8 protein-coding genes and 2 pseudogenes are annotated in these 11,504 nt (G+C 34.8%); 5 read left to right on the top strand and 5 right to left on the bottom strand.

The annotated features are described in order from the left end of the window. Positions 1-84 precede the first annotated feature (84 nt). The gene (locus ACODS7_RS29145; RefSeq protein ID WP_243169263.1) at positions 85-1,575 is read left to right on the top strand and encodes an alpha/beta hydrolase; all 1,491 of its coding nucleotides are present in this window, start codon (positions 85-87) and stop codon (positions 1,573-1,575) included. Between the two features lie 117 nt (positions 1,576-1,692). On the opposite strand, the pseudogene ACODS7_RS29140 reads toward ACODS7_RS29145, so the two are convergent. Next, positions 1,693-1,770 (bottom strand): annotated as a pseudogene (locus ACODS7_RS29140) (acyl dehydratase); the annotation flags it as partial. 295 nt (positions 1,771-2,065) lie between these two features. Here ACODS7_RS29140 and ACODS7_RS29135 point away from each other — a divergent pair. Together ACODS7_RS29135 and ACODS7_RS29130 are read left to right on the top strand one after the other, a co-directional pair. Further along, a pseudogene (locus tag ACODS7_RS29135) lies at positions 2,066-2,441 on the top strand (MarR family transcriptional regulator). Between the two features lie 218 nt (positions 2,442-2,659). Next, positions 2,660-3,538, top strand: coding sequence for a LysR family transcriptional regulator (locus ACODS7_RS29130; RefSeq protein ID WP_016081051.1), 879 nt, complete (start codon positions 2,660-2,662; stop codon positions 3,536-3,538). Positions 3,539-3,840: 302 nt separating this feature from the next. On the opposite strand, the gene ACODS7_RS29125 is transcribed toward ACODS7_RS29130, so the two are convergent. The 4 genes from ACODS7_RS29125 to ycaC form a co-directional block, all read right to left on the bottom strand. Beyond that, on the bottom strand, positions 3,841-5,676 hold the full coding sequence (locus tag ACODS7_RS29125; protein WP_043937151.1) for an amidohydrolase: 1,836 nt from the start codon (positions 5,674-5,676) through the stop codon (positions 3,841-3,843). A 13-nt stretch (positions 5,677-5,689) separates the two neighbouring features. Beyond that, positions 5,690-6,283 carry an antibiotic biosynthesis monooxygenase gene (locus ACODS7_RS29120; RefSeq protein ID WP_000806856.1) on the bottom strand — a complete coding sequence of 198 codons (594 nt, stop codon included), beginning with the start codon at positions 6,281-6,283 and terminating at the stop codon, positions 5,690-5,692. Continuing rightward, entirely contained in the window at positions 6,280-6,924 is a 645-nt protein-coding gene (locus tag ACODS7_RS29115; RefSeq protein WP_000067162.1) for a hydrolase, read from the bottom strand. Before ACODS7_RS29115 ends, ACODS7_RS29120 begins: the two co-directional genes overlap by 4 nt. A 176-nt stretch (positions 6,925-7,100) precedes the next feature. Further along, positions 7,101-7,745 (bottom strand): isochorismate family cysteine hydrolase YcaC, encoded by a 645-nt coding sequence (gene ycaC, locus ACODS7_RS29110; RefSeq protein ID WP_000131214.1) that lies wholly within the window; start codon positions 7,743-7,745, stop codon positions 7,101-7,103. 502 nt (positions 7,746-8,247) lie between these two features. On the opposite strand from ycaC, the gene ACODS7_RS29105 reads away from it, so the two are divergent. Next, on the top strand, positions 8,248-9,084 hold the full coding sequence (locus tag ACODS7_RS29105; RefSeq protein WP_016081054.1) for an alpha/beta fold hydrolase: 837 nt from the start codon (positions 8,248-8,250) through the stop codon (positions 9,082-9,084). Positions 9,085-9,688: 604 nt separating this feature from the next. After that, entirely contained in the window at positions 9,689-11,278 is a 1,590-nt protein-coding gene (locus ACODS7_RS29100) for a bifunctional metallophosphatase/5'-nucleotidase (RefSeq protein ID WP_243169262.1), read from the top strand. Positions 11,279-11,504: the final 226 nt, after the last annotated feature.

Below are 11,504 nucleotides of genomic sequence, written 5' to 3'. Positions count from 1 at the left end.
AAAGAGGTTCAGACACAAAAACAGGCTGTAGAGAAGACTTTCTCCACAGCCTGAACAAGTAATAAGTTATTACTTGTTAGTGCAATTTTTTCAATAACAATTCCCTCAGTCTCATATGCGGAGGAAGTAATTTTACCTGAAAATTTTACGAGTTCTTCAAGTTTGTATGAGGGACGGAATACGGAGGTATTGAAAACAAGCTTATATCCTGATACATATAATTATCCGTTTAACCATCAATTTATTTCGAAATTAAAGGAAGCAAACACAACTATAAAAAAAGTAGACAATAGTGATGAGGAAAATCCTATTATATCTACTACTCTTTCATTTATTCGCCATATGAATAGTGAAGATTATAAATCTGCATTTGATTTAACCTCAAGGTCATTACAGAAAATAATATCCGAAGAATGGCTGAAGAGCTATTGGGAGGGACTCCCAGTGCAATTACAAGCAGGTTCTTTTATAGAAATTGGAGAGGTTACACAAAAAGAGACAAATCCTGTTCATACAAATGTGGAGATTCAATTAGTTTTTGAAAAAATGACTGTACCTTTACTAATTAAACTAGATCCATCTGGAAAAATAGACGATTTTCAACTCAGCATGTCGTTTAGTCCTGTTGCAGAGCGTCCATCATATAGTAAGCCTGAATCATTTATTGATAAAGAAGTAGTAGTTGGAAGTGGTGCATTTCCATTACCAGGAACATTGTCGGTTCCAAAAGGAAAGGGTCCTTTTCCAGCGGTTATTCTTGTTCAAGGATCAGGAGCAACTGATCAGGATGAAACAGCGTTTGCTTTAAAACCATTTCGCGATTTAGCTGAAGGTCTTGCATCGAAGGGAATTGCTGTCCTTCGCTATAATAAAAGAACTTATGAACATGGGTTAAAAACACAATTCAGTCCCTTTTATACAGTTGATAAAGAGACAACAGATGATGCTCTTCTTGTAACTCAATTTCTTAAAAATGAGCCTTTAATAAATAAGAATCAAATATATATTCTTGGTCATAGTCAAGGTGGAATGATGCTTCCGAAAATGATTGAAAAAGACCAAAATAAAAATATTGCTGGGGCAATTGTAATGGGAGGGCCAGCTCGTACGATCCAAGACGTTGTTTTAGATCAATTTGAGTACCTTTTCTCTATTGGAGCAATGAACCTGGATCAATATAAATTCTACAAATCGCAATTTGAATTATTAAATGATCCCAATTTCTCTGGTCAGAATCCCCCAAAAGATTTTTACTTAGGATCAGCAGTATTTTGGGATTCTATCCGTAAAATTAAAGCGGCAGAAATTTCAAAAGAACAAAAGATACCGCTTCTTATTATTCAAGGAGAAAGAGACTATCAAGTTCAATCAAAAATCGAAATTCCTCTTTGGAAAGAACAATTAAAAGAACGAGATAACGTAGATTATCGACTATATCCAAAGTTAAATCATTTCTTTACAGAGGGTGATGGGGAAATAAGTAAGCCAGATGAATATTATAGTCCTGCTAATATCCCTGAGTATGTTATAAATGATATTGCTGCTTGGGTGCAAGGCAAATCGCAATTAAATTAGCAACCATATGTTTTAATAAAGACTTTCTTTCCGTAATCAAAATAGAAATATTTTTATTAGGTTATATGTTTTTTAAAGCACTCTTTGAAAAGGAGTGCTTTTTTATTTTTCTATGATTTCTATAAAACAATGGGCTTGCCTTCCAAACAAATCGTTATTTGTAGCGCTTTTATCAAAGCAAAGTTCTTGTGACATTTCTTTGATATTAAAAACATGAATAACTTATTGTGTTAAAATTTTGAAAATTTAGATTTAACATCTTTAAAATAGGTGTATTACATATTACATAACAACTAAATAAAAAATCTAAAGGAGGAAAGATACCATGAAGATTATATAGTAACAATTGTTCTCTTCTAATTCCATATATCTTATGTTGAGAAATAAATTATAAGTGGCTTGATAAAGCTAAAATGAATGATTGACATAATATTTTGACGATAATATAATGAATCTCGAATTCAAGATAAGTTGTAAAGGATTGGTAATTATGAGCGTGATTAACGATGAGAGCTTATCTTTAAAGTTATTTGTTATATTATCAAGGGAATTACAGTTAATCACTAAACGTATTGAAAAGGATATAAAAATTTATGGACTTAATTCAACTGAATTTGCAGTGCTTGAGCTACTATACAATACAGTAAAGCTGATCAGCCTATAAAAAAATTGGAGACCAAAATATTACTTGCAAGTAGTAGTATCACGTATGCATCAATTACTTCAGAAAGTATTGAATTGGTGACACTAATTTTTCCTCAGCATAAAGAGGGGATTCGGAAAATATTTGGTAGTTTGGACTATATTGAGAAAAAATGATAATTAAACAGTTGAAAAAGTTAGGATATTATGCACAGAAATTGTAAGTTTTTAGAGGTTATTTCTGTTTAGTAATATCCTAATTAAATATAAATTAAATAAATAGGAGGGAAAATCAATAAATAGTAGTAAATGTATTGTAGTACAAAATAAAGAAATTATGTAATTGCAATTGATATAGTAGGAAAGATAGTTGTTCTGTTAACGTATACATATTGTCCTTTTCATTATAAATCTTTCATAAAGCGGAGAGTGGGTATCAAGAATGGAATTACGTCATTTAGAGTATTTTATTCAAGTTTGTAATAATAATAGTTTTACTAAAGCTGCGGAAGTTCTAGGTATTTCACAGCCGACTTTAAGCCAACAAATCCGTGTGTTAGAAGGTGAACTTGATACACCATTGTTTCATCGAGTTGGAAGAGGTATCAAAATGACAGAAGCGGGTAAGCTGCTATTTGATAAAGGAAAATTTATCATGCAACAATTTGATGACGTTTATAATGAAATTTTTGAATTAAAGGGTGTAAAAAGAGGTGTGATTACTATAGGAGGTTTATTAGAGGATCTCACTTATTTAACACCTTATATTATGAAGTTTCAACAACAGTATCCTAACATCGTTGTAAAAATTATAGAGTCCGAAGTTGCTGTAAATCAAATCGTTAACAAAAATATTGATATAGGGATTACACGTAGTGCTCAAATTCCAGACACATTAACAAGCACCCTTTTGTATAGCGAAGAGCTTGTCCTTGTCATTCCAAAAAACCATCCTTTGGATGAAAAACCATTTGTTTCTTTTCGAGAATTAGTAGGACTGAGTAGAATAATGGTTTCATGTAGTTGTCGTGAATCTATTAAAATATATTGTGAGAGTTTAGGGTTATCTTTATCTGAAGCAAATATAGAAACAAAATCTTCTATTTCTCTATTGAGTCTTGTATACAATGGTCATGGGGTTGCCATAATACCTCTTTCACTAGTTGATTTTGTTAATAATGATACTTTGAGCATAGTTCGTATTACTGATCCAACACCAAGGCAAGATATTAATCTTATTCATTTTGATGATAAATTTTTAAGTTTTGCAGCACGTATCTTTATGCAGAAGTTAAATAATCCTCAAAAGGTATTAGTATAATAATGATTTTAGTGTAACAATTGAAAAAATCTATACGTCTTGAGATGAGACCTATATTAAAGTCAAAGGGTAGTGGATTTATATGTATGGTGTAGTCGATCAAAAGGGGATACCGCTGACTTTTAATTAAGGAAAAAAGGACGGACTTTACAAGAAGAGAAGGCTGTCAAAAACAAGTCAAGTTAATCAATCAACTCTTCGCTCTTATCGTATAGTCCCATTATGGATATACATTGCTATTTTGAATCTACATATCCTTATTGTAGAAAGAAAACCACCGGCATTATACCGGTGGTTTTGATTTAGAAAGCAAAGCAAGTACAACCAATCCCCCATTTAGTTCCATCTTTTCCTATTACGGTATGAGTGTGTTGATGGAGAGGGTTACTACAACTATGTAACTTGTTATCATGGGAATCGTGAGAAAGTATAGTGTTAGCTAGGTTAGCACCACCATAACCATAAACGCCCGTCGGTGACCAATCAGGTGATGCTGGCGGCAATTCAGGTGATAAGTTTTTAAATTCATCATTTCCATAAACAACCTGCCCACCCATAATGGTGAGTAATGATTCAAGGTCTTTGATTTCTTCTTCTGGCACAGTAAAGTAGTCAGCAGACAATACAGCAATATCAGCAAACTGACCTACTGCCAGGGTTCCCTTTTTACTTTCATCACCAGAGAACCACGCACTTCCTTTTGAATATAATTCCAGGGCTACTTTTCTATCAAGTTTATTTTTTTCATCGTATATGGAAAGCCCACCAATGGTTTTTCCGGCAACCATCCAGTAAAGGGCGACCCAAGGGTTATAGCTGGAAACCCTGGTTGCATCACTACCGGCGCCAACAGGTATACCAAGGTCTAACATACGATAAATCGGAGGAGTATGCTTTGCAGCTTCCTTTCCGTATAAGTCAACAAAGTATTCACCTTGAAAAGCCATGCGGTCTTGGATGGCAATACCGCCATTTAAAGCCTTAACACGTTCCATACTACGATCTGAGATTGTTTCTGCATGATCAAACCACCAGCGTAGCCCATTAAAAGGAATTTCTCTGTTAACTTCCTCAAATACATTTAAGAAACGTGTGATTGACTCGTCATAAGTTGCATGTAAACGGAATGGCCAACGGTTTTCCACCAATAGAGAAATTACTTTCTTTAAGTCGGCTTCCATTACTGTAGCTAGTTCGGGCCGTGGCATTTGAAATTTTTCAAAATCGGCTGCCGAGAATACTAACATTTCTCCGGCACCATTCATTTTATACTTATCATTTCCTTGACCAGGAGAAACAATTTTTGCCCATGAAGCAAAGTCTTCATATTCATGATTAGGATTTTGCGTAAATAGATTATAAGCAATACGCAAAGTTAATTGTTCCTTCTCGGCTAAATGTTCAACAACTTTGTAGTCATCAGGGTAATTTTGGAAGCCACCACCTGCGTCGATGGCGCTTGTAATACCTAATCTATTTAATTCACGCATAAAATGACGAGTTGAGTTAATCTGGTCGTCAAGATTAAGTACTGGAGCTTTACCCAAACTTGAATAAAGAATAGAAGCGTTAGGGTTAGCAATTAAAAGGCCCGTTGGATTACCTCTTTTATCCCGCTGAATTAAACAGCCTGGAGGGTCTGGGGTATCTTTCGTGTATCCCAGTGCACGTAGCCCTGCACGATTTACAAGTGCTCTATCGTAAAGATGTAGCACAAAGACAGGCGTGTCTTCAGAAACAGCATTAATCTCTTCTAATGTTGGCATCCGTCTCTCTTTAAATTGAAATTCAGACCAACCTCCAACTACTCTTACCCACTGAGGAGCAGGTGTACGCCTTGCCTGTTCTTTGAGCATTTCTAGAGCAATAAAAAGTGATGGCACGCCTTCCCAACGTAATTCCATATTATAATGCAGACCACCACGAATAACGTGTATATGAGAGTCATTCAGGCCTGGAATAGCTCTCTTTCTTTTTAGGTCTATTTTTTTTGTTTTTTCCGTGGCACTATTAAGAATCTCATCTCCACCTACTGCAGTGACTAAACCATCAGTTATGGCGATAGCAGATACCTCAGGCTGAGAAGGGTCAAGGGTAGTAATTTTTCCGTTATATAAGATCATATCCGGTAAATTCATGTTCACACCTCGTCTACTTTCTATTATTTTGTAACCATGGATGAAATAATTTACCGAAAATCGGCATGACTACCCATGATAGCAAGGACACTATACATACAGAAACAAAAAAAGCTGACATAATAGGATTCATATGTTTTATAATAGGTCCTATCACTTTAGGAACTAACATGCTAAGAGGCCATACACCCAGAAGGGTAACGATAGACATTTTCCATTTTGGAGGTGGAACTGGCGTTTTCGGAGTAACAAACCAATAAGCCAAACTGCTTTCAGTTTTGTAAGTTGGATTAGTGGCTTGAAATTGCTCGGCCGTTTTTAACAAATCCCGGCGAACATCTGATTCTTGCCAAGCACGTAGATGCTCATACGTATCAAAGCGAAAAATAACAGTATACTCTCTGGATTCGTTACTTGGGACTATTAGATTTACACCTAAATGTCCTGGGAATTTAGTAGCCGCAGCCTCAATTTCATGTCTCCATGTTTCAAACTGTTTTTCTCTACCTTCTTGAATTTCCCATGTAACAATCGTTGTTACTGGATTGCCAGCATCCATCGTGTTCCCTGTATAAGTCTCTTCGACAGCTACTCCTTCTTGTTTCATATTTTCCTGCTTGGAAGCGCGCCATGCACCATAGTATATGCGTATTCTACACCTTGACCATAAGCACCAGTGTGTTCCTTTACAATCTCCATTACAGCATCATAAGTGTCTTTGTGTGCCCAGTCACGTTGGTATTCAAGTAAAACTTGAATTGCTGTCACTGGAATTGCACCAGCTTGTTCTACACGACGCATAGCAGCGTTATGTGCTGTCAAACTAGTACCACCTGAAGCATCATCAACTGCATATACCTCATAGCCAGCTTTAATTGCTTCAAGCACAGGGAATGCAAGGCAAACTTCAGTCCAAAGTGCTGCAAATATTAATTTCTTTCTACCGGTTGCTTTAACTGCCTCAACAAATTTCGGATCTTCCCAAGAGTTCATTGAACTACGTTCTATAATTTCATGGTTTGGGAATATGTCAAGAATTTGTGGCCAAAAATAACCAGAAAAGCTGCGTGTTTCAACTGTAGTAAGAATAGTAGGTACGTTAAAAGTTTTTGCTGATTTAGCAAGCAGCATAACGTTATTAATCAATGTTTGTCTATCAATACTTGCAACTCCAAAAGTCATTTGAGGTTGAAAATCAATTAAAATTAATGCACTGTTCTCCGGATTTAACAATTCTAAATTACTCATAATAAACAGCTCCTTTTTTAATTGTTTAAAATTAATATTATTGAAAAAATATATTTTCTGTTAATTAAACCTGTAATCGTAAAAATAAAATATTTGCTATACCTTTTAATTTAAAAGAGAGTGCTGATTTAATCAGCACTAAATGTATACTATCTAGTTTTTTGAAAGAAAAGCTATTATGCATTTTGTTTACTAAGATCTCGCTGAGCTCCCCTATAGCTTCCAATTATATTTTGATAGCCTGGAAGATTGCTAGCAAGCAAATTGCCAAAACCTTCGACATCGTTGCGCCAATCGCGTTGTAATTCGCAAGCTACGCTAAACCAGTTCATAAGTTGCACACCACTATGTGCCATACGAGTATTTGCAGCATCTGCAACTTGTTTACTGAAAGTTCCTGAAGCATCAGTAACAGCAAATACTTCATATCCAGCTTTTATAGCGGAAAGTGCAGGGAAAGCAACACAAACGTCCGTAACTACGCCCGCGATGATAAGTTGCTTTTTTCCAGTTTCTTCGATTGCTTTTACAAAATCATCATTATCCCATGCGTTAATTTGTCCAGGTCGAGCTATTTTTGGTGCATGAGGAAAGAGATCAACCAATTCTTGCATTAAAGGTCCATTAGGCCCGTTTTCAAAACTTGTTGTTAAAATAACTGGTAAATCAAAAAACTTAGCAGTATGAGCAAGAGCTAAAACATTGTTCTTGAATTCATCAACACCATAGTCACGTACTAGTCCGGACATAAGACCAGTTTGATGATCTACTAAAAGAACGACAGCATCATCTTTGTTAATACGAGAATAGAGATCAGTCATTATGTATTCCTCCTAAAAATTAAGTAATCGAAGAAAGTTTAAATAGTCGAATACTATCATAAGTTTCTTCGTTTATAACTAAGCTGACCAATAATATTGGTTATAGCAGCATTCACAGAACATGAAGTGCTATACAAATTTATAGTATTTTAAAACTGATTCGTTAATCAATTCTAAATTATCTATAATTCGTATAGGTCGTAACTATAGTTGTTTTCACTATAAAATAGATTGGTTTTACCTATACATCCTATAGATAGAACAATATTGATAGTCACCTATTTTTGTTATTACAATTGAATATGAGTAATGTTCAGTAATTATTTTATGATGAAAAAGGTATTAGAGGGGGGATTGTTCCAAAAGGAGAAAATGAATGCGTTGGAACAATAGAGTTTCATACTTAGATTTCACAACATAAACGTGCATGAATAGGTTATGACATTCATCCGGAGTATTGAAGAAAAGGATACATATTAGAATATTTTTTGGAGGTAGAAGCATGGCGAAAATTACTGTAGGAACCGAAAATCAAGCACCAATTGAGATATATTTTGAGGATCATGGCACAGGAAAACCAGTTGTACTAATTCATGGTTGGCCGTTAAGTGGTCGATCTTGGGAATACCAAGTTCCAGCTCTTGTTGAGGCTGGATATAGAGTTATAACGTATGATCGACGAGGATTTGGAAAATCATCTCAGCCGTGGGAAGGGTATGAATATGATACCTTTACTTCTGATTTACATCAACTATTAGAACATTTAGAGCTTCAAAATGTCACACTTGTTGGTTTTTCTATGGGGGGAGGCGAGGTAGCCCGGTATATTGGGAAATATGGAACCAATAGAGTAGAGAAGGCTGTATTTGCAGGAGCTGTACCACCATTCCTTTACAAGTCAGCAGATCATCCTGAGGGTGTATTAGATGATGTAGCAATTCAAGGATTTGAAAATGGAGTAAAAAATGATCGCCTAGCATTCCTTGATGAGTTTACGAAAGGATTTTTTGCTGCTGGAGATCGAACTGACTTAGTTAGTGAACCATTTCGACTTTACAATAGGGATATCGCTGCGGGTGCATCACCTAAAGGAACACTAGATTGTATCGCTGCTTTCAGCAAAACAGACTTCAGAGGCGATTTAGCCAAGATTAATATACCTACCCTTGTTATTCATGGTGATTCAGATGCAACTGTACCATATGAATATAGTGGGAAATTAACACATGAAGCAATTCCTAATTCTAAAGTAGCATTAATAAAGGGTGGTCCACATGGGCTAAATGCAACGCATGCTAAAGAATTTAATGAAGCACTCCTATTATTTTTAAAGGGCTGATTACAACTATATAATTGTTAAATAATAAATTATAAACAAGTAAAAAGAAAGCTTTATAAAAGATGCTCTTGGATAAATCCAGGAGCATCTTTTTAAATGCGGCGTAGTGCACCACTGTAATCAATTTGAAAAATCGAAATCTTCCATAACGAAATTTTTATTCATTTTTAAATGGTGATATTGAGTTAGGTTTATAAATCGCCATTAGTTTCGAATTGAATATTCTTCTTAACAGCAAAAATTTATTGATTAGAGTTTTTTTAGGTCTTTTAGATGGATTGCTATATTACTATCAAGATAATATTTTGAATAATCCTCAAAACAAAGAAATGCACATTTTCTTGTTTGTGTAGTGAAGTTTCTTAAGTTGAGAGGGGGCCTTTATATCCTAATCCAAAAGTGTAGACTACAGCCTACAAATAATCATCTTCCTCTTGAAATTGTTGTTTTACATCTTCAAATTTTTGAAGAAGGAGTGTTTTGTTTGGAAATGATAAAATCTTATTAATTTTTATAATTAGTTGAATTTTTATAGAAATAATTCTCTTAATATATTAAAATAACATTGTATTATGTAAGATTTTAATTAGGGGAGAGAAATTTTATGTTGAAAAAAATCATTCCAGTTGCTTTAGCATTAAGTACAGTTACTTTTACTAGTGTATTTGCTATGCCTTCAGCCCAAGCAAGTACAGAACCAAACCGCTACATAGATGTACAAATGCTCGGTATTAACGATTTTCATGGGCAACTAGACACAGTAAAAAAAATTAACAATAAAGATGCAGGGGGAATCGAGTACTTAGGGGCTTATTTACGTGATCGTGAAAAACAAAATCCGAATACATTAAAAGTACATGCTGGCGATGTTGTTGGAGCAAGTACTCCTGTTTCAGCATTATTACAAGACGAACCTACCATTGAATTTCTAAATGATTTGAAATTCGATGTTGGAACTATAGGAAATCATGAATTTGATGAAGGTGTTGAAGAAATGAACCGCCTTATTTATGGTGGATACCATGAGAAAACAGGAATTTTTAAAGGAGCAAAATTCCCATATGTTGCTGCAAATTTCTATAATAAGTCCACCGGGCGTTTATTTTTACCACCATTCACTATAAAAAAGGTACAAGGAGTTCCTGTTGGATTTATCGGAGTTGTAACAACGGATGTTCCTAACCTTGTTATGCCTACTATGCTAAAGAATGTAGAAATTACAGATGAAGTTGAAGCTATTAACAAATCTGTAAAGCAATTAAAAAAACTAGGTGTTAAATCTATCGTTGTTCTTGCGCATAACGGGGGGACAACAGATGGAAATGGCGTAACAAATGGTGATATCGTCCGATTAGCAAATGAGACTGATCCAGAAGTCGATGTTATTTTTGGTGGGCATAGCCACACTTATGTAAATGGAACTGTTAATAATAAACTTGTCGTACAAGCAAATTCTTATGGTATGGCTTTTGCTGATGTTGATGTAAAGATTGATCGTAAAACACAAGATATTGTTGAGAAAAAAGCAGAAATTGTTACAACTTACCATGAAGGCATGGAGCCTGATAAAAAAATAAAGAAGAAGATGGAGAAATATCAAGCAAAAATCGCACCTCTTGTTAATGAAGTTGTAGGTAAGTCTATTGCTCCACTAGATCGTAAACTAAATACGGCTGGTGAATCTATTCTTGGAAATTTAGTTGCTGATGCCCAGCGTGCAACAATGCAATCTCAAATTGCACTTATGAATCCTGGTGGTATTCGTAATGACTTAGATGCTGGTGATATTACATGGGGAGAGATATATGGTATTCAACCATTCGGAAATCAATTAATAAAAGTAAATTTAACAGGTCAAGACATTCGTGATATTTTAAATCAACAATGGCAAAAAGATATAACAAGAATGCTTCAAATTTCGGGGATCCAATATACTTGGGATGCGAACAAGCCTAATGGAGAAAAAGTAACAAGTATTCGCTTAACAAATGGAGAAGAAATTATTCCTTCTAAAACTTACAGCGTCGTTGCGAACGCATTTCTAGCTTCAGGTGGAGATGGATTTGTATCCTTTAGAAACGGTAAAGATGCTGAAACAGGACCAACTGATTTTGAAGCATTAGTAGATTATATAAAAAAATCAAAAGAACCAATTCAGTCTATTATTGATGGAAGAATTCAAAAAATAAATTAGTTTTTTATTAATCTCAAAAACAAATAGATTACCTGTACGCTATACTTCTTAATGTGCAGGTAATCTATTTTTTGTGGGTTTGAAATAAATCTTACCGTGGTCAATGGATATACTGTATAGATGCAGAGTGCCGAAAAAAAGTGAAGTAAACAAAAGTCGATATCCTGAACGTTGAAGTGAACCCTGAAAACGGGACACCTATCAAAACACCTAAACCACTTGTTCC

The sequence above is a fragment of the Bacillus sp. FG16 genome (genome assembly GCF_057809515.1).
The sequence above is the reverse complement of the archived record's forward strand: the minus strand, read 5'-3'. Positions and strand labels throughout refer to the sequence as shown.

Coding starts and splice junctions, on each gene's coding strand:
- ACODS7_RS29130 (WP_016081051.1), top strand. CDS start 2,660: ATGGAATTACGTCATTTAGAGTATTTTATTCAAGTTTGTAATAATAAT.
- ACODS7_RS29125 (WP_043937151.1), bottom strand. CDS start 5,676: ATGAATTTACCGGATATGATCTTATATAACGGAAAAATTACTACCCTT.
- ACODS7_RS29120 (WP_000806856.1), bottom strand. CDS start 6,283: ATGAAACAAGAAGGAGTAGCTGTCGAAGAGACTTATACAGGGAACACG.
- ACODS7_RS29115 (WP_000067162.1), bottom strand. CDS start 6,924: ATGAGTAATTTAGAATTGTTAAATCCGGAGAACAGTGCATTAATTTTA.
- ycaC (WP_000131214.1), bottom strand. CDS start 7,745: ATGACTGATCTCTATTCTCGTATTAACAAAGATGATGCTGTCGTTCTT.
- ACODS7_RS29105 (WP_016081054.1), top strand. CDS start 8,248: ATGGCGAAAATTACTGTAGGAACCGAAAATCAAGCACCAATTGAGATA.
- ACODS7_RS29100 (WP_243169262.1), top strand. CDS start 9,689: ATGTTGAAAAAAATCATTCCAGTTGCTTTAGCATTAAGTACAGTTACT.